The 25,437-nt window shown below is 73.3% G+C and carries 19 protein-coding genes and 2 tRNA genes; 6 read left to right on the forward strand and 15 right to left on the reverse strand.

All coding sequences use genetic code 11. The features are described 5' to 3' along the window. The first annotated feature begins 110 nt into the window (after positions 1-110). Positions 111-524, forward strand: coding sequence for an SsgA family sporulation/cell division regulator (locus ACSP97_RS14510; protein WP_355153483.1), 414 nt, complete (start codon positions 111-113; stop codon positions 522-524). Positions 525-556: 32 nt separating this feature from the next. Here the strand turns inward: ACSP97_RS14510 and ACSP97_RS14515 are convergent, their stop codons facing one another. Then, positions 557-1,972, reverse strand: coding sequence for an FAD-binding oxidoreductase (locus ACSP97_RS14515; RefSeq protein ID WP_440557825.1), 1,416 nt, complete (start codon positions 1,970-1,972; stop codon positions 557-559). A gap of 92 nt (positions 1,973-2,064) precedes the next feature. Between ACSP97_RS14515 and ACSP97_RS14520 the strand changes: the two genes are divergently transcribed. Beyond that, on the forward strand, positions 2,065-3,555 hold the full coding sequence (locus ACSP97_RS14520) for a tetratricopeptide repeat protein (protein WP_364732988.1): 1,491 nt from the start codon (positions 2,065-2,067) through the stop codon (positions 3,553-3,555). 56 nt (positions 3,556-3,611) lie between these two features. Here ACSP97_RS14520 and hppD read toward each other — a convergent pair whose 3' ends face one another. Continuing rightward, entirely contained in the window at positions 3,612-4,760 is a 1,149-nt protein-coding gene (gene hppD / locus ACSP97_RS14525; protein ID WP_355153502.1) for a 4-hydroxyphenylpyruvate dioxygenase, read from the reverse strand. A gap of 122 nt (positions 4,761-4,882) precedes the next feature. Between hppD and ACSP97_RS14530 the strand changes: the two genes are divergently transcribed. After that, positions 4,883-5,356 carry an Lrp/AsnC family transcriptional regulator gene (locus ACSP97_RS14530; RefSeq protein ID WP_355153504.1) on the forward strand — a complete coding sequence of 158 codons (474 nt, stop codon included), beginning with the start codon at positions 4,883-4,885 and terminating at the stop codon, positions 5,354-5,356. A gap of 66 nt (positions 5,357-5,422) precedes the next feature. Here the strand turns inward: ACSP97_RS14530 and ACSP97_RS14535 are convergent, their stop codons facing one another. The 4 genes from ACSP97_RS14535 to ACSP97_RS14550 form a co-directional block, all read right to left on the reverse strand. Then, positions 5,423-6,214, reverse strand: coding sequence for a S16 family serine protease (locus tag ACSP97_RS14535; RefSeq protein WP_355153506.1), 792 nt, complete (start codon positions 6,212-6,214; stop codon positions 5,423-5,425). Between the two features lie 54 nt (positions 6,215-6,268). Continuing rightward, positions 6,269-6,910, reverse strand: a complete 642-nt coding sequence (locus ACSP97_RS14540) for an IclR family transcriptional regulator (protein ID WP_355153508.1) — start codon at positions 6,908-6,910, stop codon at positions 6,269-6,271. A gap of 300 nt (positions 6,911-7,210) precedes the next feature. After that, a complete protein-coding gene (locus ACSP97_RS14545) occupies positions 7,211-9,007 on the reverse strand; it encodes a DEAD/DEAH box helicase (protein WP_355324987.1) in 1,797 nt (598 codons plus the stop codon). A gap of 150 nt (positions 9,008-9,157) precedes the next feature. Then, entirely contained in the window at positions 9,158-10,594 is a 1,437-nt protein-coding gene (locus ACSP97_RS14550) for an MFS transporter (protein WP_355153512.1), read from the reverse strand. 177 nt (positions 10,595-10,771) lie between these two features. On the opposite strand from ACSP97_RS14550, the gene ACSP97_RS14555 reads away from it, so the two are divergent. Together ACSP97_RS14555 and ACSP97_RS14560 are read left to right on the forward strand one after the other, a co-directional pair. After that, a tRNA-OTHER gene (locus ACSP97_RS14555) sits at positions 10,772-10,869 on the forward strand. 20 nt (positions 10,870-10,889) lie between these two features. Next, positions 10,890-10,964: transfer RNA gene (locus ACSP97_RS14560), tRNA-Cys, on the forward strand. Positions 10,965-11,270: 306 nt separating this feature from the next. Here ACSP97_RS14560 and ACSP97_RS14565 read toward each other — a convergent pair. From ACSP97_RS14565 to ACSP97_RS14595, 7 genes are all read right to left on the reverse strand, one after another. Next, positions 11,271-12,428 carry an SUKH-4 family immunity protein gene (locus ACSP97_RS14565; protein WP_355153514.1) on the reverse strand — a complete coding sequence of 386 codons (1,158 nt, stop codon included), beginning with the start codon at positions 12,426-12,428 and terminating at the stop codon, positions 11,271-11,273. Between the two features lie 224 nt (positions 12,429-12,652). Further along, positions 12,653-14,962, reverse strand: a complete 2,310-nt coding sequence (locus tag ACSP97_RS14570; protein WP_440557829.1) for a xanthine dehydrogenase family protein molybdopterin-binding subunit — start codon at positions 14,960-14,962, stop codon at positions 12,653-12,655. After that, complete coding sequence (locus tag ACSP97_RS14575) at positions 14,959-17,601, reverse strand: 2Fe-2S iron-sulfur cluster-binding protein (RefSeq protein WP_440557831.1); 2,643 nt, start codon at positions 17,599-17,601, stop codon at positions 14,959-14,961. Before ACSP97_RS14575 ends, ACSP97_RS14570 begins: the two co-directional genes overlap by 4 nt. After that, complete coding sequence (locus tag ACSP97_RS14580; protein ID WP_440557833.1) at positions 17,598-18,491, reverse strand: FAD binding domain-containing protein; 894 nt, start codon at positions 18,489-18,491, stop codon at positions 17,598-17,600. The genes ACSP97_RS14575 and ACSP97_RS14580 overlap by 4 nt, the downstream gene beginning before the upstream one ends. A 292-nt stretch (positions 18,492-18,783) precedes the next feature. Beyond that, complete coding sequence (locus ACSP97_RS14585) at positions 18,784-20,457, reverse strand: beta-N-acetylhexosaminidase (protein WP_440558432.1); 1,674 nt, start codon at positions 20,455-20,457, stop codon at positions 18,784-18,786. Between the two features lie 230 nt (positions 20,458-20,687). After that, positions 20,688-20,978, reverse strand: a complete 291-nt coding sequence (locus tag ACSP97_RS14590) for a DUF3039 domain-containing protein (protein ID WP_070022705.1) — start codon at positions 20,976-20,978, stop codon at positions 20,688-20,690. Positions 20,979-21,006: 28 nt separating this feature from the next. Continuing rightward, positions 21,007-21,579, reverse strand: coding sequence for a YqgE/AlgH family protein (locus ACSP97_RS14595; RefSeq protein WP_355153522.1), 573 nt, complete (start codon positions 21,577-21,579; stop codon positions 21,007-21,009). Positions 21,580-21,850: 271 nt separating this feature from the next. Between ACSP97_RS14595 and murA the strand changes: the two genes are divergently transcribed. Then, positions 21,851-23,191: a UDP-N-acetylglucosamine 1-carboxyvinyltransferase gene (murA, locus tag ACSP97_RS14600; RefSeq protein ID WP_440557836.1), complete on the forward strand. Its 1,341-nt coding sequence runs from the start codon at positions 21,851-21,853 to the stop codon at positions 23,189-23,191. Between the two features lie 214 nt (positions 23,192-23,405). On the opposite strand, the gene ACSP97_RS14605 is transcribed toward murA, so the two are convergent. Both ACSP97_RS14605 and ACSP97_RS14610 read right to left on the reverse strand, forming a co-directional pair. Beyond that, positions 23,406-23,687 carry an HU family DNA-binding protein gene (locus ACSP97_RS14605; RefSeq protein ID WP_023550134.1) on the reverse strand — a complete coding sequence of 94 codons (282 nt, stop codon included), beginning with the start codon at positions 23,685-23,687 and terminating at the stop codon, positions 23,406-23,408. A gap of 291 nt (positions 23,688-23,978) precedes the next feature. Next, positions 23,979-25,394, reverse strand: coding sequence for an NAD-dependent malic enzyme (locus ACSP97_RS14610; protein ID WP_355153527.1), 1,416 nt, complete (start codon positions 25,392-25,394; stop codon positions 23,979-23,981). Positions 25,395-25,437: the final 43 nt, after the last annotated feature.

A 25,437-nucleotide genomic window follows, 5' to 3' on the forward strand; every position in this document is an offset into this window, starting at 1 on the left:
AAAATTTCCCCGAACCCGCGTAATGCCCGCGCGGCCGCCCCCTCTCCCCTGGTACGGGCCCGCGCCCCGCGGCCCCGCGCACGTCCCCCGACAGACAAGGAACCCAGGTCATGCAGCACACGGTGGTGGAGCGGGAACTCGAACTCAAGCTGATCCTGTCGCCCGAGCGGAGCATCCCGGTCCCGGCCCTGCTCGCCTACCGGTGCGACGATCCGTACGCCGTCCACATCGTCTTCCACATCAACTCCGAGCACCCGGTGCACTGGACGTTCGCCCGCGAGCTGCTGGTGGAGGGGGTGTTCCGGCCGTGCGGGCACGGGGACGTGCGGGTGTGGCCGACGAAGGCGGACGGGCGCAGCGTGGTGCTGATGGCGCTGAGTTCGCCCGACGGGGACGCGCTGCTGGAGGCGCCGACCCCGCAGGTGTCGGCCTGGCTGGAGCGGACGCTGCGCGCGGTCCCGCCGGGGACGGAGGGCGGGCAGCTCGGCATCGACGACGCGCTCGACCAGCTGCTCGCCCGGTGACCCGGTCCCCCGTCGCCCGGGGCCGGGCGCCGTCAGAAGAGCTTGCCGGGGTTGAGGATGCCGAGCGGGTCGAACACGGCCTTGACGCCCCGCTGCATCTCCACGCCGACGGACCCGATCTCCCGCGCCAGCCACTCCTTCTTCAGTACTCCGACGCCGTGTTCGCCGGTGATGGTGCCGCCGAGTTCCAGGCCCAGGGCCATGATCTCGTCGAAGGACTCGCGGGCCCGCCGGGACTCGTCCTCGTCCTGGGCGTCGAAGCAGACGGTGGGATGGGTGTTGCCGTCGCCCGCGTGCGCGCAGACGCCGATCGTCAGACCGTACTTGGCGGCGATCCGTTCGATGCCCTCCAGCATGGCGCCGAGTTGGGAGCGCGGGACGCACACGTCGTCGATCATCGTGGTGCCCTTGACCGCCTCCAGCGCGGGCAGCGAGAGCCGCCGGGCCTTGAGCAGCATCTCGGACTCGGCCGCGTCCTCGGCCGGGACCACCTGGGTGGCGCCGGCCGCCTCGCACAGGGCGCCGACGGCGGCGAGGTCGGTGGCCGGGTCGGGGGTGTCGAAGGCGGCGAGCAGCAGCGCCTCGGTGGTCTCCGGCAGGCCCATGCGGGCCATGGCGTTGACCGCCTTGACCGTCGTACGGTCCATCAGTTCGAGCAGGGAAGGCAGGTGGCCCCGCTCCATGATGTGGCAGACGGCATCGCAGGCGGCCGTGGCGGAGGCGAACTCGGCGGCCATCACGAGCTGTCCGGGCGGCTTGGGCTTGAGGGCGAGGACCGCGCGGACGACGATGCCGAGGGAGCCCTCGGAGCCGACGAACAGGCGGGTGAGGTCGTAGCCGGCGACGCCCTTGGCGGTGCGGCGGCCGGTGGACATCAGACGGCCGTCGGCGAGGACGACGTCCAGGCCGAGGACGTACTCGGCGGTCACCCCGTACTTCACACAGCACAGGCCGCCGGAGCCGGTGCCGATGTTGCCCCCGATGGTGCACATCTCCCAGCTGGACGGGTCCGGCGGGTAGTACAGGCCGTGTTCCTCGACGGCTCGGGAGAGGGCCGCGTTGATCACGCCCGGTTCGACCACGGCGACCCGGTCGACGGGGTTGATCTCCAGGATGCGGTCCATTTTGACGAGGGACAGCACGATGCAGCCGTCCGAGGCGTTGGCGGCGCCGGACAGGCCGCTGCGGGCGCCCTGCGGGACGACGGGGACGCGCAGTTCGGTGGCGGTGCGCATGACGTGCTGCACCTGTTCCACGGTGCGCGGCAGGACCACGACGGCCGGGGCCCCGGCGGGGCAGAAGCTGGCCATGTCGTGGGCGTAGGAGGCCGTGACGTCCGAGTCGGTCAGGACGGCCTCGGCGGGCAGGCCGGCCAGGAGCCGGTCGGTGAGGCTACCGGTTGCTGCGCCCGCTCCATCGCGGTGCGCTTCGATGCGGCTCATGATCACAGGTTCGCACTCACAGCCATCGGTGTGAACCCCGTCAGCCTCCTGCCTCACCCGGCGCGATCTTCTTGTCGTACTGACGCACAGTGAGCGCCATGGACAACCGAGTGAGCGAGCCGGGTACGTCCCTGATGAGCGAGCCCTCCACGCCGCGCCGTTCCCGGCGACTGCTGCGGCGGGTGCTGGTGACCGCGCTGACCGGCGGGCTGGTCGCGGGCGCGGTGCTGGCGGTGTGGCCAGGGCTGCGGTCCGGGGCCGCGAGTCCGCCCGCCGCGGGGCCGCGGGCCCACCGGGCGCCGGTGCGCGCCCCGGCGCAGGCGGCGCAGGCGCTGACCGCGGTGACCTCCGGGGTGCCGGCCGCGCTGCCCGCCCTGACCGCGCTCATCGGGCAGCAGGAGCAGCGGGTGCGGGCGCAGCCGCAGGACGCGAAGGCGTGGGCGGTGCTGGGCACGGCGTACGTCGAACGGGGCCGCCGTACGGCGCGGGCCGCGGACTTCCCGAGGGCGGAGCAGGCCTTGCAGACCTCGCTCCAGGTGGTGGACGAGGAGCAGAACCTCCAGGCGCTGGACGGGATGGCCGCGCTGGCGCTGGCACGCCGGGACTTCGCGGAGGCGAAACGATACGGCGAGCAGGCGCAGGAGCTGGCGCCGAAGCGGTGGACCTCGTACGCGCCGCTGATCGAGGCGTACAACGGGCTCGGCGACTACGAATCCGTCGGCACCGCCCTGGAGAAGCTGATGGCGCTGAAGCCCGCGCCGGCCGAACGGCCCGCCGTGATGGCGCAGGCCGCGGCGGTCTACCGGAGCCGGGGCTGGCGCGAGGACGCGGTGGCCCAGCTCAGCGACGCGGCGGCCGCCGCCGGCTCCCCCGCCCAGCAGGCCGCCTACCTGTCCCAGCTCGGCGAGCTGGCCTTCGAGCGGGGCGACGCGCAGGACGCGCTGCGCCACTACGAGGAGGCGCTGCGGCTGGACGCGGACCAGCAGGCGGCGCCGTCCGGACGGGCGCGGGCGCTGGCGGCGCTGGGGCGGCCGGCCGAGGCGGTGACCGCGTACCGGGCGGCCCTCGACCGTCGGGCCGACCCGCGCGACGCCCTGGAGCTGGGCGAGCTGTACGAGTCGCTGGGCCGGACCGCGCAGGCCCGGCAGAGTTACGACCAGGTGGCCGAGCTGGCGAAGCGGGAGACGGCGGGCGGGGTCGACGACGAGCTGGTGCTCGGCCGGTACGAGGCCGACCACGGGGACGCGGCGGACGCCGTGGAGCGGCTGCGCGCCGAGTACGACCGCCAGCCCGGGATCGAGGTGGCCGACGCGCTCGGCTGGGCGCTGCACCGGGTCGGCGAGGACGACGAGGCCCTTCGGTACGCCACGACCGCGACGGACGGCACGAAGGGCGGCGGCCTGCGCAGCGCGCTGTACGCCTACCACCGGGGCGCGATCGAGGCCGCGCTGGAGCTGGAGGGGCCCGCGCGCCGCAGCCTCCAGGAGGCCCTGCGCATCAACCCGTCCTTCTCGCCCCTGTGGGCCCCGCAGGCCAGGTCGGCGCTCGCGGCGCTGGGCGAACCGGAGGATGTGGAAGTGCCTGGCTGAGACGTGGGCGGGAGCCCGGCACGTGGAGTGCCGGGCCCCCGTTCCTCGGCTGTGGCTCAGAGGTTGCCGCGCTTGGCCTGCTCGCGCTCGATCGCCTCGAACAGGGCCTTGAAGTTGCCCTTGCCGAAGCCCATCGAGCCGTGCCGCTCGATCAGTTCGAAGAACACCGTCGGCCGGTCCTGGACCGGCTTGGTGAAGATCTGGAGCAGGTAGCCGTCCTCGTCGCGGTCGGCGAGGATCTTCAGCTCGCGCAGGGTCTCCACGGGCACCCGGGTGTCACCGACCCACTCGCCCAGCGTGTCGTAGTACGAATCCGGGGTGTTCAGGAACTCGACGCCGGCCGCGCGCATGGTGCGGACGGTCTGCACGATGTCGTTGGTGTTCAGCGCGATGTGCTGGACGCCGGGACCGCCGTAGAACTCCAGGTACTCGTCGATCTGCGACTTCTTCTTGGCGATCGCGGGCTCGTTGAGCGGGAACTTCACCTTCAGGGTGCCGTCCGCGACGACCTTCGACATCAGCGCGCTGTACTCGGTGGCGATGTCGTCGCCCACGAACTCCTTCATGTTCGTGAAGCCCATGACCTTGTTGTAGAACCCGACCCACTCGTTCATCCTGCCGAGTTCCACGTTGCCGACGCAGTGGTCGATCGCCTGGAAGGTGCGGTGCTCGGGCTGCGGCACGATCGGCTGGGCGGCCACGTAGCCGGGGAGGTAGGGACCGTCGTAGCCGGAGCGCTCCACCAGGGTGTGGCGGGTCTCGCCGTAGGTGGCGATGGCGGCGAGCACCACGGTGCCGTGCTCGTCCTTGACCTCGTACGGCTCCTCGATGGAGCGCGCGCCCTGCGCGATGGCGTACTCGTACGCGGCGCGGGCGTCCGGGACCTCGATGGCCAGGTCGATGACGCCGTCGCCGTGCTCGGCCACATGCCGGTCGATGAAGCGGCCCCAGTCGCTGCTCTGCTTGATCACCGAGGTGAAGACGAACCGGGCGGAGCCGTTCTCCAGGACGTAGCTGGCGGTCTCGCGGCTGCCGTTCTCCGGTCCGGAGTAGGCGACCAGCTTCATGCCGAAGGCGGAGGAGTAGTAGTGCGCCGCCTGCTTGGCGTTGCCCACGGCGAAGACGACCGCGTCCATTCCCTTGACCGGGAAGGGGTCGTCCTGCCGGGCGGTCGTGTCGGGAGTGTGCTGTGTGGTCTGCGTCATAGCGGAAGGGTGACCGGACTCTGCAAGGTGCGCAATAGTTCGCGTATTCACTGGGCAATTTGTTAGGCGGAACGGCCCACCGGCCGGACTTTCTGTACAGGATGACCACCCCGGGAGGGGCCGTGGCGATCGATCATCTGGACGGGCGGATCATCGTGCTGCTGGCGCGCGAGCCGCGCATCGGCGTGCTGGAGATGTCCCGGCGGCTCGGGGTCGCCCGGGGCACCGTGCAGGCCCGCCTCGACCGGCTCCAGTCGAACGGCGTCATCCGCGGCTTCGGCCCGCAGGTGGACCCGGCGGCCCTCGGCTATCCGGTCACCGCGTTCGCCACGCTCCAGATCCGGCAGGGCCAGGGGGCGGACGTGCGCGCCTACCTGGCGACGGTGCCGGAGGTGCTGGAACTGCTCACCACCACGGGCAGCGGCGACATGCTCTGCCGCCTGGTCGCCCGCTCCAACGCCGACCTCCAGCGGGTGATCGACCGGGTCGTCGGCTTCGAGGGCATCGTGCGCGCCTCCACGGCGATCGTGATGGAGAACCCGGTGCCGCTGCGGGTCATCCCGCTGGTGGAGCAGGCGGCGCAGGAGGAGGGGTAACGGGAGCCGCGCGGGCGGGAGTCGGCGTCCGCGGCCGGCGCGCCGACTGCCGTCCGGGCGCCGCCCCTAACAGCTCGGTACCGAGCCCGTGCCCTTCTCCAGGGAGACCAGGGAGTCGACCGCGCCCTTCAGCGTGGTCACCGGGACCAGGCGCAGCCCCTTGGGCAGTTCGGCCTTCGCGTCGGCGCACTCGGCCTTCGGCACCAGGAAGACGGTGGCGCCGTCGCGCCGGGCGGCCTGCGTCTTCAGGGCCACGCCGCCGACCGCGCCGACCCGGCCGGCCTCGTCGATCGTGCCCGTACCGGCGATGGTGCGACCACCGGTGAGATCGCCGCCGTGACCGTCGCCGTGCAGCTTGTCGATGATGCCCAGGGAGAACAGCAGGCCCGCGCTCGGGCCGCCCACGTCGGCGAGCTTCAGGGTGACCCTGACCTTGTCGGGGCTCAGGTCGAGGTACTTCAGCGCCGCGCTGGTCGCCGCGTCCTGCGACTGCCGCATCTGCGCCGTGTTGTGCTGCTCGATCTCCTTGAGGGTGTCACCGGTCGGGTAGACCGCGTCACGGGGCATCACGGCACGGTCGGCGCGGAACCAGTTGCCGATCACGTCGCCGAGCGAGACCCGGGCGTCGGGGCCGGTCGCCTCGATGGTGACCATCCGCAGCTGACCGCTCGGCCCGCGCGTCCGCGCGCCGTCGACCGTGATCACCTGGGTGCCCTTGTTCGCCCCGAGCACGTTCGCCGTCAGCCCCGGCTGCGCCACGGAGAACGGCAGCGGCGCGAACACCGCCGTGGCGAACAGCGCGACGACCGGGAGGGCGCACACGGTGAGGGCTTGGCGGCGCGTGAGACGTGAGAGCACGGGTTCAATTTACGTGACGTGGTACGCGCGGCGCCGCCGCGGCCGCCGGGGCGCTCACCGCAGCGCCTCCGCCACCTCCCGCGCCGCGTCCACCACCCGGGGGCCCACCCGCTCCGGCACGGACTCCGCGAGCATGACGACGCCGACGCTGCCCTCCACCCCGGTCACCCCCACCAGCGGTGCCGCCGCACCGCACGCCCCCGTCTCCAGCTCCCCCCGGGTCAGAGTGCAGGAGGGCTCGGCGGAGGGGGCGCGACGGGCCGCGAGGATGGCCCGGCCCGCGGCGCCGCGGTCCAGCGGATGCCGGAAGCCCGCGCGGTAGGCCACGTGGTAGTCGGTCCAGGTCGGTTCGACCACCGCCACGGCCAGCGCCTCCGTGCCGTCGACCAGGGTCAGATGCGCCGTGGCCCCTATGTCCTCGGCCAGCGAGCGCAGCGCGGGCAGCGCGGCCTCCCGCACCAGCGGGTGCACCTGCCGCCCCAGCCTCAGCACCCCGAGCCCGACCCGGGCGCGTCCGCCGAGGTCGCGCCGGACGAGGGCGTGCTGCTCCAGCGTGGCGAGCAACCGGTACACCACGGTCCGGTTCACGCCCAGTTTGTTGGACAGCTCGGTGACGGTCAGCCCGTGGTCGGTGTCGGCGAGCAGCTTGAGGACCCGCAGTCCCCGGTCGAGCGTCTGAGAGGTCTCCGCGGTCACGACCCCCACTCCTTCGGCGGTGAGGTCGGCGGGCCCCCGAGCGGACGATGCGTCACCGAGTCCCGTCGGCGACGCGCTCCAGAGGCCGCCGATCGGCAGGACGGCCCGGCGGCTCCGGACCCTGTCGCTTTCACGGCTGCGCTCCGCGGCGGCGCTGCCACGGGGCGTATGCGTAGCGGGACAGTAGCGAAGGGGGTTCGCTGAGCGGAAGTCTTGGTCCAGAATCCGGTCAAGGACCCAGGCGGGCTGACGGTATTCGTCCGTATACGTACGGCAGCGTCACCCCCGCCCGCCCGGTCCTCAGCGCATCCGCGTCGCCCACTCCTGCACCTTGGCGATGCGCTGCTTGAGCTGTCCGGCGGTGGCCTCCGCGCTCGGCGGCCCGCCGCACACCCGGCGCAGCTCGGTGTGGATCACCCCGTGCGGCTTGCCGCTCTGGTGGACGTACGCGCCGACCAGGGTGTTGAGCCGCTTGCGCAGCTCCATCATCTCCTTGTGGCTGACCACCGGGCGCCGCTCGGCCGGCAGCTCCAGCAGGTCGGCCTCGGTGTCCGGCTTCTTCTTGCTGTGCGCGATCTGCCGGGCCTGCCGCTTCTGCAGCAGCAGCTGCACCTGCTCCGGCTCCAGCAGCCCGGGGATGCCGAGGTAGTCCTGCTCCTCCTCGCTGCCCGGGTGGGCCTGCATGCCGAACTCGGCGCCGTCGTAGAGCACCCGGTCGAAGACGGCCTCGGACTCCAGCGCCTCGAAGGCGAACTGCTCCTGCTCGCCGGTGTCCTCGTCCTGCTCCTTGTTCGCCTCCTCCATCTCCTTCTCGGACTCGGCGTACGGGTCCTCCTCGCCCTCCTTCTTCGGCTTGTCGAGGGCGTGGTCGCGCTCCACCTCCATCTCGTTGGCGAAGGTGAGCAGGTCGGGGACGGTCGGCAGGAAGACGGAGGCGGTCTCGCCGCGCCGCCGGGACCGGACGAAGCGGCCGACGGCCTGCGCGAAGAACAGCGGGGTGGAGATGGTGGTGGCGTACACGCCGACCGCGAGGCGCGGCACGTCGACGCCCTCGGACACCATGCGCACCGCGACCATCCAGCGGTCCTCGCTCGCGCTGAAGTCGTCGATGCGCTTCGAGGCGCCGGCGTCGTCGGACAGCACCAGCGTGGCCTTCGTACCGGTGATCTCACGGATCAGCTTGGCGTAGGCGCGGGCGGAGTCCTGGTCGGAGGCGATGACCAGCGCGCCGGCGTCCGGGATGGCCTTGCGGACCTCGGTGAGCCGCTGGTCGGCGGCGCGCAGCACGCTCGGCATCCACTCGCCGCGCGGGTCGAGCGCGGTGCGCCAGGCCTGGCTGACCGCGTCCTTGGTCATCGGCTCCCCGAGCCGGGCGGCGATCTCGTCACCGGCCTTGGTGCGCCAGCGCATGTTGCCGCTGTAGGAGAGGAAGATGACCGGCCGGACGACGCCGTCGGCGAGCGCGGAGCCGTACCCGTAGGTGTAGTCGGCGGCGGAGCGGCGGATGCCCGCGTTGTCCTCCTCGTACGTCACGAAGGGGATCGGGTTGGTGTCCGAGCGGAACGGCGTACCGGTCAGCGCGAGCCGCCGGGTGGCCGGTTCGAACGCCTCCAGACAGGCCTCGCCCCAGGACTTCGAGTCACCGGCGTGGTGGATCTCGTCCAGGATCACCAGCGTCTTGCGCTGCTCGACGCGGTTGCGGTGCAGCATGGGGCGCACGCCGACACCGGCGTAGGTGACGGCGACCCCGTCGTACTCCCGGCCGAGCGGGCCGGCGCTGTACTCCGGGTCGAGCTTGATCCCCACGCGCGCCGCCGCCTCGGCCCACTGCTTCTTCAGGTGCTCGGTGGGCGCGACCACGGTCACCTGCTGCACCACGTGGTGATGGAGCAGCCATGAGGCCAGCGTCAGCGCGAAGGTGGTCTTGCCGGCGCCGGGCGTGGCGACGGCGAGGAAGTCACGCGGCTGCTCCTGGATGTACTTCTCCATCGCCCCCTGCTGCCAGGCACGCAGCTTGCTGGCGGTGCCCCAGGGCGCACGCCCCGGGAAGGCGGGGGAAAGGTGGTGGGACGTGGTGGAGGAAGCGGTGGTAGTCACGGTCTCCGTGGTCAAGGTCAGTCGGCTACGTATGACAACCGGGCCACCCTACCGGCGCCGCGCTCCCCTCCGACGCCGAACGAGGCCGGGTCGCCCCCGGGTGGGACTCACGTCACAACCGGCGCGCTCCGGCGCTCGCGCCGCGCGCTGTCAGGGCGCTTCCGTCCGCATCCGCGTCGTCACCCAGGCCCCGGCCAGGGCCACCACCGCCATCGGCAGGAAGACGGCGGCGAAGGCGGCGGGGTGGGAGGAGGTGGTCGTCGTGGTCGCGGAGGTGCCGCCGCCGAGGGCGGCGAAGGCGGCACCGGTGGCGGCGAGCAGCAGGGCGTTGGAGAGACCGTCGGAGATCTGGAGCGCGGCGGAGTTGGCACCCGCCTGCTCCGGCGCGGACAGCCGCAGCAGCAGCACGCTGGTGGAGGAGATCACCAGGCCCATGCCGAGACAGCCGAAGGCCCAGGCGACGGCCACGGTCCAGGCGGGCACGGAGTGCCACAGCACGCTCGGCGCGGCCAGCAGCGCGACGGTCACCAGCAGCATCCCGCCGGTCATCAGCCGCTCCCGGTGGGGCGCCAGGCGCGGCCGGGACTGCACCCAGGAGCCCAGCGCCCAGGTGCCGCCGCCCGCGGCCAGCGAGAACCCGGCGAGCGTCGGCGACAGCCCGCGCTGGGTGACCAGCATCAGCGGCACGAAGGACTCCGCGGCGATGAAGGACCCGGCGGACAGCCCGCGCAGCAGGACGACGGCGGGCAGGCCGCGGGCGGCCCGCCAGGTGCCGGGCGGCAGCAGGCCGAGGACGGCGGGCACCAGCAGGGCGACACCGGCCGCGCCGGGCACCAGGGAGAGGGGGCGCAGGTCCTGGGCGGCGTACTGGAGGAGGCCGGCGCCGAGGGAGATGCCGAGGGCGAGCCGGACGCGCCGCCGGTCGAAGGCGGCGGCGCCCGCCTCCGCGTCGACCGGTCCGGACGCCCGGCGGCGTATCTGCGGCAGGGCGAGGGCCAGCGGGAACACCACGAGGACCGGGATGCCGAGGAACACCCAGCGCCAGCCGAGCTGCTCGGTGACGGCACCGGAGGCGAGCGGACCGACCACGGAGGGCACGACCCAGCTCGCCGCGAACGCCGCCATGATCGCGGGGCGCAGCCGCTCGGGGTAGGCCCGGCCGACGACGACGTACAGCGCGACGATGACCAGTCCGCCGCCGAGCCCCTGGACGGCCCGGCCCAGGATGAACACCCACATCGACTGCGCGGTGCCGGCTATCACCAGCCCCACCGCGAAGGCCCCGATCCCGCTGGTCAGCGCCCCGAGCGGACCGCGCCGGTCGGCCCACTGGCCGGCGAGGACCATGCCGAAGAGGCTGGTGGTGAAGTACCCGGAGAACGCGAACGCGTACAGCGCCACGCCGTTCAGCTCACGGGCGGCGACGGGCATCGCGGTGCCCACGGCGGTCGCCTCGAAGGCGATCAGCAGGACGACGGAGACGATGCCGATGCTCAGCGCCCGGTAGGACCGGCCGAGCACACCGCCGTCCGGCTCGACGTCTTCCTCCACCACGGCATCGGCGGCACGGGATCCCAGGACACTCATGCCCGTCAGAGTAAGGCCCGCTACCGACATTGACCCCTGTCGGTGGTCCCACCTCCCGCTACGACCTTGGTCCTGGTCCCCTCCGGTCCCGTGAACGCGGTGTGGCAGTCACATTGCAGCCCCGGCCATCCCCTTGAGCCCCACCGCTCCCCCGCCCTACGGTCGATCCATCAACACGGCCGTGTGCCCGAGTGGCTCAGGGGCTCGCCTGCGCAGCATCCATCAGCGAGCTCCGCTCGCGGGGAGTTGCACGGGTTCGATTCCCGCCACGGCCGTGCGGACGACAACTCAACACGGCCGTGTGCCCGAGTGGCTTAGGGGCTCGCCTGCAAAGCGAGTTACACGGGTTCGATTCCCGTCACGGCCTCCACAGATCGACCGCCCGTACCCATGCGGTTCAGGGGCTCGCCTGCGCAGCATCGACCAGCGGGCTCCGCCCGCGGGGAGTTACACGGGTTCGATTCCCGTCACGGCCTCCACAGATCGACCGCCCGTACCCGCGCGGTTCAGGGGCTCGCCTGCGCAGCATCGACCAGCGGGCTCCGCCCGCGGGGAGTTACACGGGTTCGATTCCCGTCACGGCCTCCAAAGATCGACCGCGTCGCCGTCGGCGGCTCCCGTCGAAGGAGCCGAACCGGTACCGCGACCCGGGCCGGGTGCCGCGGGGTGGCTGGGGTCAGAGGACGCCGCCCGCCTCGTCCTGGAACGTCTCGGTCCAGTAGTGCCACGTCGTGCCCGGCAGTGTGGCCGTCGGGTCGAGGGTGGTCAGGGTGTGCAGCATGGCGGCGGCCAGTTGCTCGTAGGAGGCCGTGCTGAGTTCGTGGGAGAGGTGCTGGTCGATGGTGCGTTCGTGGTGCAGGAGCCAGAGGGTGAAGGCGAGGGTGGAGACGTCGGTGTTGAGGGGGTAGAGCGCCGCCTCCGGTTCGCTGAAGGTGAGGACCGCGCCGGTGCGGCCGTCCACCACCAGGCTGTTGTCCTCGACCAGGTAGCCCAGGCGGATCAAGTGGTCGCAGTGGGCCGGGAGTTCGGACAGCGGGTAGTCGGGGTGGTCCCGGGTGAAGTGCTCGCGCAGGGTCGGCAGCGGGGCGTCCGGGTCGGCGAAGAAGAGGACCGCCTCTTCCGGCAGGCCGGTCTCGCGCAGGAAGCGGCGGGTCGGCTCGTGGGTGAGCGTGGCCGGGAAGTCGACCTCCTCGAAGCGGACCACCCGGCCGTGTCCGAACTCCTGGTCCAGGACGCGGGCGGGCAGGTCGAGGGTGAGACCGGAGGCCGTACCAGGGCCCGCGACCAGGGACAGCGGGCGGATCAGGGCCGCCACCTTCCAGTACCGGGGGACCACGCCGTCCGTGCCCTCCTCGAACAGGGCGAGGAGGCGGCGCGAGGCCTCGGCGACCGCCCTCGGGCCGTACTGGCCCGCCAGGGAGGCGAACCGGCCCCGCAGGCCGGTCAGTTCCTCGGTGACCGCGGCGAACCGCAGCAGCGTGGCCAGGGAGGGTGCGAAGGGGCGGGACTCGGACGGGTCGCGCAGGTAGGCCGTCGTCACCTCGCCCGTGTCGCCGTCGAGCAGGATCGACTCGCGCGCCGTGCCCGGCGGGTTGAGCAGCTCGCCTATCACCAGGCGGTCGCGCAGCTCCTCCGCCAGGTGGAGCGGGCCCTCGGCCGCGTCCGCGAGGGTGCGCAGGCCGTGGGCGCGCAGCGGCGAGAACGTCAGCACGTCGGTCACGGCGGGCAGCCCCGGGCCCGTGAGCAGTCCGCGCGTCGGCGCGTGGGTGACATGGCGGTCCAGCTCCGCCTCGGTCAGTGTGATCGCCGCCGTCCCGGCATCCGTCGTACTCATCGCTCCCCCGCGATCTCCCACTGCGTGACAGTGTGGCCGGCGCCGCTGCCCGGCTCCCCCACCGCTGTGCACACTACGCCGCCCCACTGACAACGCCCCTCGCCTGAAAGGACGCCGGACGACCCGGGCACGTTGCCCGGCGGCACTCACCGGGTCGGGAAGGCCGTCGCACTCACCGGGCCGGGACGACCACCACGCTCACCGGATCGCGGCAACCGCGGCGTTCACCGCGTGGTGACGACCGCGGCCTGGGGGCGGATCGGCAGCCGGTTGACCGGGCGGCCGGTGGCCGCGCGGACGGCGGAGGCGATGGCCGCCGGGGCCGTCACCACCGGAACCGCGCTGACCGACTTGGCGCCGAAGGGCGCGACCACGTCCCGCTCCTCCACCAGCTTGACGATCCGGATGTCCGGCGCGTCCAGGGCGGTCGGCAGGGCGTAGCCGGTCAGGTCGGGATGGCGGATCAGCCCGCGCGGGGTGCGCAGGTTCTCGGTGAGCGCGATACCGACGCCCTGCGTGACACCCGCCTCGATCCGGGCCGTCAGCTGGGCGGGGTTGAGCACCCGGCCGACGTCCTGGGCGACCGCCAGCTCCACCACCCGGACCGAGCCCAGCTCGATGTCCACGTCCACCACCGCGCGGATCGCGCAGAACGCGAGTCCCACGAAGGCGTCGCCCTGCCCCGCGGCGTCCAGCGGCTCGGTGGGGTGCGGGCGGCACTGCGCGGTGGCCCACAGCTCCTTGCCGTCCAGCGCCTCGGTGACGGTGGTCGACAGCACCCCGTCGTACGACGTGATCTTGCCGTCGTTGATCTGGAGCAGCTCGGTCGACATGCCGAACTTGTGCGCCAGCGGCTGGAGCAGCTGAGTGCGGACCATCTTCGCCGCCCGCTCCACCGCGCCGCCGGACACCCAGGTGTGCCGGCCCCGGCAGCCCGGGCCGGACGGCGGCTGGTCGGTGTCGACCGGGGCGACCCGGACCTCCTCGACGCCCAGGGTCTCCTGGACGATCTGCCGGGCCAGCGTGGTGAAGCCCTGGCCGGTCTCGACGGCCGCGCAGAGCACGGTCGCCATGCCGTCGTGCACCTTGACCGTCGCCGTGGACACCTCGTCGGCGCCCTCCGCGCCGAGCATGTGCACCATGCCGAGGCCGTAGCCGACGCCCCGGCGCACCGCGCCCGGCTCGCCCGCGCCCTCGGGGCCGCCGGGCAGCAGCCAGTCCTCCTCGGGCGTGTCCTTGGGCAGTGTCGGCAGCGGGAAGTCCCGTACCGCCTGGAGGAGTTCGGCGACCGGGGCGGGGCAGGTCACCGTCTGGCCGATGGGCAGCACGTCGCCCGTCGCCAGCGCGTTGCGCAGCCGCAGCTCCGCCGGGTCCGCGCCGAGCTTCCTGGCCAGCTTGTCCATCTGGGCCTCGTAGGCGGCGCACACCTGCATCGCACCCTCGCCGCGCACATGGCCGGAGGGCGGGTTGTTGGTGCGCACGGCCCAGCCCTCGATGAAGGCGTTCGGGACGACGTACGGGCCGCACGCGAAGGAGACCGCGGCCGCCAGCGCGTCGGCGGAGGTGTCGGCGTACGCGCCCGCGTCCAGCAGGATCTGCGCCTCCACCTTGACCAGCCTGCCCTCGGCGTCGGCGTGGTGGCGGTAGCGCAGCAGGGTGGGATGACGGTGGGCGTGGCCGAGGAAGGACTCCTCGCGGCTCGCCGTGAGCTTCACCGGGCAGCCGGTGCGCAACGCGAGCAGGCCGAGCGGGAGTTGGAAGCCCTGGTCCTCGCGGTCGGCGGTGGCGCCGGGCACCCCGGTGACCACGATCTTCACCTGATCGGGGGACAGGGCGAAGCAGGCGGCGGCGGTGTCGCGGTCGTGGTGCGGGTCGGTGGAGGCCAGGTACAGCTCCACACCGCCGTCGGGGCGCGGCACGGCGAGTCCGGCCTCGGCGCCGATCGGGGCCGGGTCCTGCCGTCCGATGCGGTACAGGCCCTCGACCACGACCTCGCCGACCGCCTCCGCGTCGCCGTGGCGCAGCGGGATGTGCCGGATCAGGTTGCCGTCGGGGTGCAGCGGCTCCGCCTCGAACGCCCGCTCGGGGTCGGTCACCGGGTCGAGGATCTCGTACTCGACGATGATCGCGGCCGCGGCCATCCGCGCGGTGTCGGGGTGGTCGGCGGCGACGGCGGCGATGGGCTCGCCGTGGTGCCGTACGACCTCGGAGGCGAACACCGGCCGGTCGGGGGTGCCCCGGCCGTGGCGCGGGGTGCCGGGCACGTCCTCGTGGGTGATGACGGCGCGCACGCCGGGCATCTCGCGGGCGTGCCGGGTGTCGATGGACACGATCCGCGCGTGCGCGTGCGGGGAGCGCAGTACGGCCGCCCACAGCAGGCCCTCGGCCCACAGGTCGGCGGCGTAGGGGAAGGTGCCCTCGGTCTTGGCGCGGGCGTCGGCGTGCGGCAGGGAGACGCCGAGGCCGTGCGGGGCGCCCTCGGGCTCGGGGGCGGACTCCCCGGCGGGGGTCGCGGTGGCGGCTTCGTTGCTCACGCCTGGCCTCCGTCCTGGCCGTAGTGCTGGTCGTGCGGGCCCGGCGTGCCGTAGGGCGGCGTGTCGCCGTAACCGTCGGGCGCGTCGTAGCCGTCGGGCGCCTCGTAGCCATCGGGCGCGTCGTAGCCGCCCGGCATGTCGCCGTAGCCGTCCGGCACGTCGCCGTACCCGTCCGGCACGTCGCCGTAGCCGTCCGGCGTGGGCGGCGGCGTGTCGAAGGCACCCGGTGCCTCGAACGCCGACGGGCCGACGCCGCCGGAGCCGGGGGCCGCCTGCTGCGGGATGCGTGCCTCGCCGGCCGTGTCCGCCTCCGGCTCGGGGGCGTGCGCGGCCTCGCGCTCGGCGACGACCTCCTGGACGGCCTGGACGACGCCCCGGTACCCGGAGCAGCGGCACAGGTTGCCGCACAGGGCCTGCCGGGTCTCCAGTTCGGTCGGCGCGGGGTTGCCCTCCAGCAGGTCGTGCACCGTCATCGCCATGCCGGGCACGCAGAAGCCGCACTGCACGGCGCCGCACCGGGCCAGCGCCCGCTGCACGTCGGAGGGTTGCCCGTCCTTGGCCAGGCCCTCCACCGTGCGCACCTCGGTGCCGGCCGCGGTGACGGCGGGGACCAGGCAGGAGGCCACCAGCCGGCCGTCCACCTGCACGTTGCAGGCCCCGCACTCGCCCTGCGAGCAGCCGTCCTTGGCCCCGGCGAGCCCCAGCCGCTCGCGCAGCACGTACAGCAGCGACTCGCCGATCCAGGCGTCGGCGACCCGGCGGTCGGAACCGTTCACCCGCAGGACGTAGGAGGCGAGGGGGTGGTCGTCGTGGGGCGGGAGGGGGGCGGGCTCCTCCGGGACGTCCGCGGTGTCCGCCGTGTCCGGCGCGTTCGAGGCGTCCGGCGCGTTCGAGGCGTCCGGGGTGCCGGGAGCCTCGGGGGCACCGAGGGCGGACGCGGCGGACTCCGCGGGCTGTTCGGGCCCTTCGAACGGCTCGGACGGCTCGGTCTGTTCCGGCCGGTCCGGGTGTTCGGGCCGCTCGGCCCGGTCGTCGGGTTCCGGGCGGGCGCCGTCCGCGGGCTCCGGGGCGTCCTGGACGGCGTGTTCCGGGGTGCCGGACGCGGTCACCGGCGTGTCGCCGTCGCGCGCCGGAGCGGGGACGGTGGGGACGCCGACGGGGGGTGCGGGCGTGTCGGACCGCTGTTCGGGCACGGTGGGCGCGGGCGCGCCGGTGCGCTGCTCCGGTACGACCGGTGCCGCCGGGACGGCGTCGGCCTCCCGGCCCGCGGCGTCCGCCGCACCCTCCGCCCCGTCCGACGCGGCGGGGGCCGTGCCGGGTTCCGTGGCGGCCTCGGGCGCGGCACCCGGCTCGGCGGGAGCCGTGTGGTCCGCCGGGCCGTCGACGGGCCGCTCAGGGGCCGTCGCGGGGTCGTGCGCGGTCTGCTCCAGGGGGACACCGGCGGGCGGCGTGTGGTGCGCCTCCGCCGCGCGCCCGTCCTGCGCGTAGGCGTCGGGGGTGGGGTACGGCGACTCGCCGTGCGCCGACGGATCGTGAGCGGCGTCGTGCCGGTGCACGGCCTCCGCGTGTCCCGGCTGTCCCTGCCCGGCCCGGCCGAGCGGGCCCTCTATCCGGTCGTCGTGTCCGTGCCCGGCGTGCTCCCGCGCACCCTGGCCATGCGGGTCGTGCGCGGGCGCGCCGTCCGGTGGGGCGGGCTGCTCGTACGCCCCTTGGCCGTACGCGCCCGGCGCGGAACCGTCCTGCGGGCCCCCGCCGTGCGCTCCGGCGTGCAGGTCCTGCGGGTGCCCGGCCTGCGGATGACCGGTCTGCGTCTGCTCGGCCTGGGCGTGACCGACCCGCTGGTCCGCGCCCGGCGCGTGGCCGTACCCGTCGTGTGTGTCCACGCCCGGCACCGGACCGGCGTACGCGCCCTGCGCACGCCCCGCGCCGAAGTCCTCGTCGCCCGGGTGCTCCCCGGCCCCCGCGCCGTACGCCTCTCCCGGCACGCCGCCGGGCCCGCCGTACGTCTCCCCACTCACGCCGCCGTACGTCTCCCCCGGCGCGTGCCCGGCCTCCGTACCGTACCCCTCGCCGGTCGCGTACCCGTCCGCCACCGGGGCCGCCGCCCCGGCCGCCTGCCCCCAGGGCTGGCCGGCGTTGGTGGCCCAGGGGGCCGGCGCGCCGCCCGGCAGGGTGGCCGGCGGGGTGCCGCCCCACTGCTCCACCAGGGACGACGTCGTGAACTCGCCCGACTCGTCCGGGAGTTCTCCCCCGGCGACGGGGATGGACCACTGCCCGGTGACGTCGTGGCCGGGCGCGGCCGGAGCCGCGGGCTCCTCGAAGGTCCAGTGCTGGGTGGCGGCCGGGTCGTACGTGAACCGGTCGTCCGTGCCCCCGTGCGTGGTGCCCGGGTCGGGCCACCCACCGCCGTCCGCGGCGGGCCAGCCCCCGGCGGCGCCCTCCGCGGGAGCCTGCCGGATGCGCGGCGGCACATAGCCGTGGCCGGGCGCGGCCAGCGGGCTGTCGCCGGACAGCAGGGCGTCTATGCCGCCCTCGGGGAGCTTGACGAAGGCGGTGGCGCCGTCGTCGTAGTCGCCCGGCAGCGGGTTCCAGCGCCCGCCGCCCTCGGGCGTGCCCTCTCCGTGCTGGTCGTCGGTCACGACAGCGCCCTCCCCAGTGCTCGTCGGGCCAGCGCGGCGACGGTGCGCCGCAGGTGCAGTACGGCGGGCGGCAGCGACGGCACCGAGCCGTCCGCCTCCGGCGCCGGGTCGGGGATGCAGGCCGCGGCGACGTACTCGCCGAAGGCACTCAGTGCCTCGGGGACGAGCCTGCGGTCGTTGTCCCAGTCGATGAGCTGCGCGACCCACTGCTCGGCCTCCAGCGGCCGCAGCGGCATCGGCGCGATGGCCCCGACGGCGCAGCGCACGCCGCGCCGGGCCGGGTCGAGGACGAGCGCCACGGAGGCGAGCGCGCGGCCGGGGCCGGTGCGCGCGGTGGCCTTCAGGAAGACCTGCGGGGCGTGCAGCAGCGGCACCCGCACGAAGCCGATGAGTTCGCCGCCGCCCAGCATCTCCACGCCCGCCAGCAGGTGCGAGACCGGGACCTCCCGGCGCGCCCCGCCCTGGCCCGCGACGATCAGCGTGGCCTCCAGGGCGGCGAGCACCGGCAGCGCGTCCCCGGTGGGCGCGGCGGAGGCGATGTTGCCGCCCAGGGTGCCCGCGTTGCGGATGTGCGGGGGGCCCGCGGCGCGCGCGGCGGCGGCGAGCGCCGGGATGAGGGCCGCGAAGTCGGGTCGGCCCATGCGGGCGTGGGTGAGGCCGACGCCGAGCAGCGCGTGGCCGTCCTGGTACTGCCAGCCGCGGATCTCGCTGATCCGGCCGAGGCCGACCAGGGCCGCGGGCCTGAGCTGCCCGGAGTTGACGGCGGCCATCAGGTCGGTACCGCCCGCGACGGGGACCGCGGTGGGCATCGCGGCGAGCGCCGCCACCGCCTCGTCCAACGTCGTGGGCAGCGTGACGGCCTGCCCCGCCTGCGGTGCGTGCGTGGTCAAACCGGCTGCCCCTTCCCGCTGCCCCACCTGGTCCCGCCTGTTGCGCCGTACGGTACGTGCTGACAGGGCGGACGTGGCAACTCTGGCACATCTTCGCAGGGCCCGAACGCGGGGGTCCGCTAGGAGGCATTCGCCCACCTCATCGGGGAGATGGGCCGGTTTGGCGGAGCATCACCGAAGAGGGCGAATTGCCACTCTTCGGTGATGCTGACGGGGTTTCTCCGCTATCTGTTCTATCCGCGTTGCCCGGCAGGCCCGTTGGGTACACCCGCCGGGATCCGGCCGCCCGCGGCTACCTGTTGGGCGGCGGTCCGTCGATCGGGCGGCCCGGCACGCCCGGGCGCCGCTGCCACGGCCGGGGCCCGGCGGGCGGCCGGTAGGCGACGCCCAGGGCGTCAAGTCGCCGGTAGTGCGCGGTCATCCGGCGCTCGAACTCGGTGAAGTCCCGGTCCGCGGGGGCCGGCAGCCGGCTCCAGGCGACCTCGGCGAAGGCGGCGAGCCGGGGAAACGCCTGGTAGTCCACGCGCCCGGCGTCCTCCAGGGCCTCGGTCCACACGTTGGCCTGGGTGCCGAGCACATGCCGCGCCTCGGCTTCGGTGAGGGCGGCCGGAACGGGCTCGAACCGGTAGACGTCCTCCAGGGTGCGCACGAAGCCGATCGGCACCGGCTCGTCGTCGCCGGGGGCCTGGCGGTGGTCCAGGTACACGTGCTGCTCGGGGCACATGACCACGTCGTGTCCGGCCCGGGCGGCGGTGACCCCGCCCTCGAAGCCGCGCCAGGAGGAGACCGCGGCGCCCGGCGCCAGGCCGCCCTGGAGGATCTCGTCCCAGCCGATCAGCCGGCGTCCGCGCGCGGCGAGCCAGGTGTCGAAGTGCCGCACGAACCAGGACTGGAGCTGGTCCTCGTCGGCGAGCCCCAGCTCGGCGATGCGCTCCTGGGCGGCCGACGACTTCTGCCACTGGTCCTTCGGGCATTCGTCGCCACCGATGTGGATGAACCGTGAGGGGAACATCTCCAGGACCTCCTCGAACACCCCTTCGTAAAACCGCAGGGTGTTGTCGGTGGGAGCCAGTACGTTGGAGTTGATCCCCCAGGTGTCCCAGACGGAGAGGGCCGTGGTGTCGATGACGTCGGTGTTGCCGAGTTCCGGGTACGCGGCGATGGCGGCCTGCGAATGGCCGGGCACGTCGATCTCCGGTACGACGGTGATGTGCCGCTCGGCCGCGTAGGCGACGATCTCCCGGATGTCGTCCTGGGTGTAGTAACCCCCGTGCGGCTTCTCCTCCCACAGCGGTGAGGCCCGGTGGCCGAACTTCGTCCGGGACCGCCAGGAGCCGGTCTCGGTCAGTCTCGGGTAGCGCCTGATCTCGATCCGCCAGCCCTGGTCGTCCGTCAGGTGCAGGTGCAGCACGTTGAGTTTGTGCGCGGCCATCAGGTCGAGATAGCGCAGCACCCCGTCCTTGGGCATGAAGTGCCGCGCCACGTCGAGCAGCAGCCCGCGCCAGGCGAACCGGGGGCTGTCCTCGACGGTGACGGCGGGGAACTCCCATGCGGCGCGGTCGCCGATCGGGGCGCGCCGGAAGGCGTCGGGCCCGAGCAGTTGCCGGAGGGTCTGCGCGCCCTGGAAGAGTCCGGCCGGGCTCGCCCCGTCGAGGGTGACCCGCCGGCCCTCGGCGCGCAGACGGTAGGACTCGGGGCCGCCGAGCTCGTCCGCGAGCGCGGGCACGATCCGCAGCCGGACGCGGCCGGTGCCGTCGCGGTACGGCGCGAGCGGCAGCCCGGTCGCCGCGCCGACGGCCGAGCGCAGCCAGCGCGCCACCGGTTCGGTGCCCTCGCCGGCGTCGATCTCCGTGCCCGCGTCGATCACGCAGCGGGCGCCGGGCACCGAGACCCGGACCGGCGCCGGAATCAGCGCCACCGCCCCGGACTGCGGGGAATCGGCCGGAACCGGCCCCTTGTCGCTCATCTCACTCATGTGGTCCGCCGCACCTCCACGCTCGCGTTGCACTGTGCGCAACGGCCGTTTCGCTCCGTACAACCAGTCGATGGACAGGGAGGCTAGGACCCCTGGTTCCCACCCACAAGAGGTCTCGACCACTCGGACGCGTGACACGAGCAAGCGCCGGCACGGCGAAGGGCCCCGGCGCGCACCGAAGCGCACCGGGGCCCTCGCAGGTCACAACGGGGGGCGGGGCGTTACTTGCCCTTGCCCTTGTCGCCGCCCTTGTCGTCGCCGCCGCTGCCCATGGACTCGTAGATCTCCTTGCACATGGGACACACGGGGTACTTCTTCGGGTCGCGGCCCGGCACCCAGACCTTGCCGCACAGCGCCACCACGGGGGTGCCGTCGAGGGCGCTCGCCATGATCTTGTCCTTCTGGACGTAGTGGGCGAAGCGCTCGTGGTCGCCGTCGCCGTGGGACACCTGTGGCGTCGGCTCTACGAGGGTCCCCGTACCAGTCCCGCGCTCGGGCTCAAGAGTGCTCATACCGCCAGGGTACTGAAGCGCCCGGCCATCAGTTGAGCGAAGGGTCGTCCGGATATGTGGCCACCATCGCCAGCTCGCTGCGCTGGCGGCGCAGCACCTCGCGCCACAGCCGCTCCGGGACCGGCGAGGAGACGTCGCCCGGCTCGGACTCGACGACGTACCAGGCCCCCTCGGCCAGTTCGTCCTCCAGCTGGCCCGGGCCCCAGCCCGCGTACCCGGCGAAGATGCGCAGGGAGCCGAGGACCGGGGCGAGCAGCTCGGGCGGCGCCTCCAGGTCGACCAGGCCGATCGCGCCGTGCACCCGCCGCCAGCCCAGCGGGGTCCCCTCGCCGTTCGCCCCGCCCGGGACGACCGCGACGCCCAGCGCCGAGTCCAGCGAGACGGGACCGCCCTGGAAGACGACGCCGGGCTCGCCGGTGAGCTCGGCCCAGCCCTCCAGGATGTCGCCGACGCCCACGGGGGTGGGGCGGTTGAGGACGACGCCGAGGGAACCCTCCTCGTCGTGGTCGAGGAGGAGCACCACCGCGCGGTCGAAGTTCGGGTCCGCCAGGGCGGGGGTGGCCACGAGCAGCCGCCCTGTGAGCGAGGACACCTCGGTCATGCCAGACATGATCCCGCATCTTCCCCGGGAGTGGGGAGCCAATCGGAGTGGGGGAGTGAACGCAGCTCAGGGAGCACGGAAGCGGCCCCGGCGCACGCGGGCGAGCGGTGACCCCATGTGCCCGATCATGGACGTTTCGTGTTGTGACACACCCATGACACGGCGGGGCGGTACGCGGACTTACGGGCGGGGGGTGATCGGCGATTACCCTGTCCCACGGCCCGCCCGGTGATCGGCGGTCCCCTGCCCATCTGATCGGAACGCGAGATTCATGACCGTCAACGACGATGTCCTGCTTGTCCACGGCGGAAACCCGCTTGAGGGCGAGATCCGTGTCCGCGGTGCGAAGAACCTCGTACCGAAGGCCATGGTCGCCGCGCTGCTCGGCAGCGCGCCGAGCCGGCTGCGCAACGTTCCGGACATCCGTGACGTGCGCGTCGTACGCGGCCTGCTCCAGTTGCACGGGGTGACGGTCCGTCCGGGCGACGAGCCCGGCGAGCTGGTGCTGGACCCGACCCATGTCGAGAGCGCCAACGTGGCTGACATCGATGCCCACGCCGGCTCCAGCCGTATCCCGATCCTGTTCTGCGGCCCGCTGCTGCACCGGCTCGGGCACGCGTTCATCCCCGGTCTCGGCGGCTGTGACATCGGCGGCCGTCCCATCGACTTCCACTTCGACGTGCTGCGGCAGTTCGGCGCGACCATCGAGAAGCGCGCGGACGGCCAGTACCTGGAGGCGCCGAAGGGGCTGCGGGGCACGAAGATCCGGCTGCCGTACCCGTCCGTGGGCGCGACCGAGCAGGTGCTGCTGACGGCCGTGCTGGCCGAGGGCGTCACGGAGCTGTCCAACGCGGCGGTCGAGCCGGAGATCGAGGACCTCATCTGCGTACTGCAGAAGATGGGCGCGATCATCGCGATGGACACCGACCGGACCATCCGGATCACCGGTGTGGACAAGCTGAGCGGCTACACCCACCGGGCCCTGTCGGACCGCCTGGAGGCCGCCTCCTGGGCCTCGGCGGCGCTCGCGACCGGCGGCAACATCTACGTCCGCGGCGCCCAGCAGCGCTCGATGATGACGTTCCTGAACACCTACCGCAAGGTGGGCGGCGCCTTCGAGATCGACGACGAGGGCATCCGCTTCTGGCACCCGGGCGGCCAGCTGAAGTCGATCGCCCTGGAGACGGACGTACACCCCGGTTTCCAGACCGACTGGCAGCAGCCGCTGGTGGTGGCCCTCACCCAGGCCACGGGCCTGTCGATCATCCACGAGACGGTCTACGAGTCCCGGCTCGGCTTCACCTCGGCCCTCAACCAGATGGGCGCCCACATCCAGCTCTACCGCGAGTGCCTGGGCGGCTCAAACTGCCGCTTCGGGCAGCGCAACTTCCTGCACTCCGCGGTCGTCTCCGGACCGACCCGGCTCCAGGGCGCCGACCTGGTCATCCCCGACCTGCGCGGCGGCTTCTCCTACCTGATCGCCGCGCTCGCGGCCGAGGGCACCTCCCGGGTCCACGGCATCGACCTGATCAACCGCGGCTACGAGAACTTCATGGAGAAGCTCGTGGAGCTCGGCGCCAAGGTCGAGCTGCCGGGCAAGGCGCTCGGCTGACCCCGGAGCAAACGGCAAACAGGGCGGCCCCCCTCGGTTCGAGGGGGGCCGCCCTGCTGGCATCGTCGGCTCTTCGCGGCGCCGCCCGCCGGGCCGCGCCCCGCGGGGCGCGGGAAGCCGCGCGATCGGCCACGACGGGCCCGCGGCCACCCGCGGACCCGCGCGCCGACGGCGCTCCGGCGGACCGGAGCCGCACAGCGGAGCGCCTACGCGCTTACTTGCCCTTGGCCGCTTCCTTGAGCTTGGAGCCCGCGGTGACCTTCACGCTGTAGCCGGCGGGGATGTTGATCGGCTCGCCGGTCTGCGGGTTGCGCGCGGTACGAGCGGCACGGTGGGTGCGCTCGAAGGTCAGGAAGCCGGGGATGGTGACCTTCTCGTCGCCCTTGGCGACGATCTCGCCGACGGTCTCGGCGAACGCGGCCAGCACGGCGTCGGCGTCCTTGCGGGTCACCTCGGCGCGGTCGGCCAGCGCGGCCACCAGCTCACTGCGGTTCATGTTGTTACTCCCGTGTTTTTCTTGCCGTTGGGGTGTGCCACGCGGCGGTCAGGCCGCAGGCACTGCGATGCCGATGCGCTCGCGCCCAGGGACGCATCCTGCCCCTACCTGCGGCGGGAAAGCCAATCCGGCACCCGTAGGAGTCGTGAGAACACCCTGGGGAGTCACACGAAAAGGGCCCGATCGGCGCCACCCTAGAGGGCGCCCGGTACCAGGTGGTCCCGCGACGCGCCGGGGCGGGGGGCCGCCGTGGTGATCCTCACAGCCCCGGCCCCGTACGACGCGTCCTGGTCAGGCGGTCGCGCCGACCGCCTTGGCGGCCTCGCGCACCGCGCCCGCGACGGCGCCCGCGACCCTGTCGTTGAAGACGCTCGGAATGATGTAGTTCGGGTTCAGCTCGTCCTCGCTGACCACGTCGGCGAGTGCCTTCGCGGCGGCGAGCATCATCTCAGTGTTGACGGTACGGGACTGCGCGTCCAGCAGGCCACGGAAGACACCCGGGAAGACCAGCACGTTGTTGATCTGGTTGGGGAAGTCGGAGCGGCCGGTGGCCACCACGGCGGCCGTCTGGCGGGCGATCGCCGGGTCGACCTCCGGGTCCGGGTTCGCGAGCGCGAACACGATCGCTCCGTCCGCCATGGCGGCCACGTCGTCGCCGTCCAGGACGTTCGGGGCGGAGACGCCGATGAAGACGTCCGCGCCGCGCACGGCCTCCTTCAGGGTGCCGGTGAGGCCCTCCGGGTTGGTGTTGTCGGCGATCCAGCGCAGCGGGGAGTCGGCCGGGGCGTCCACCAGGTCCGCGCGGCCGGCGTGCACCACGCCGTGGATGTCGGCGACGACGGCGTTCTTGAGGCCCGCCGCGAGCAGCAGCTTGAGGATGGCCGTACCGGCGGCGCCGGCGCCGGACATGACGACCCGGATGTTCTCGATCGCCTTGTCGGTGACGCGCAGCGCGTTGGTGAGGGAGGCGAGCACCACGATGGCGGTGCCGTGCTGGTCGTCGTGGAAGACGGGGATGTCCAGGGCCTCGCGCAGCCGGGCCTCGATCTCGAAGCAGCGCGGCGCGGAGATGTCCTCCAGGTTGATGCCGGCGAAGCCGGGGGCGATCGCCTTGACGATCTCCACGATGGCGTCGGTGTCCTGGGTGTCCAGGCACAGCGGCCAGGCGTCGATGCCGGCGAAGCGCTTGAAGAGGGCGGCCTTGCCCTCCATGACGGGCAGCGCGGCCTTGGGGCCGATGTTGCCGAGGCCGAGCACGGCGGAGCCGTCCGTCACGACCGCAACGGAGTTGCGCTTGATGGTGAGGCGGCGGGCGTCCTCGGGGTTCTCGGCGATGGCCATGCAGACGCGGGCCACACCCGGCGTGTAGACCATGGAGAGGTCGTCACGGTTGCGGATGGGGTGCTTGGACTGCATCTCGATCTTGCCGCCGAGGTGCATCAGGAACGTACGGTCGGAGACCTTGCCGAGGGTGACGCCCTCGATGCCGCGCAGCTTCTCGACGATCTCCTCGGCGTGGGCCGTGGAAGTGGCCGCGATGGTGACGTCGATACGGAGCTTCTCGTGGCCGGACGCGGTGACGTCGAGGCCGGTCACCGAGCCTCCGGAGGACTCCACGGCGTTGGTGAGCTGCGAGACGGCGGTTCCGCTCGCGGGCACCTCCAGCCGGATGGTCATCGAGTAGGAGACGCTGGGCGCCGTTGCCATGGCCGACTTCCTCTGCTTTCACCGTGTCGCGAGTTGTGCCGTC

It is taken from the genome of Streptomyces sp. SCPE 10 (assembly GCF_051980735.1).
Lineage (GTDB): Bacteria > Actinomycetota > Actinomycetes > Streptomycetales > Streptomycetaceae > Streptomyces > Streptomyces misionensis.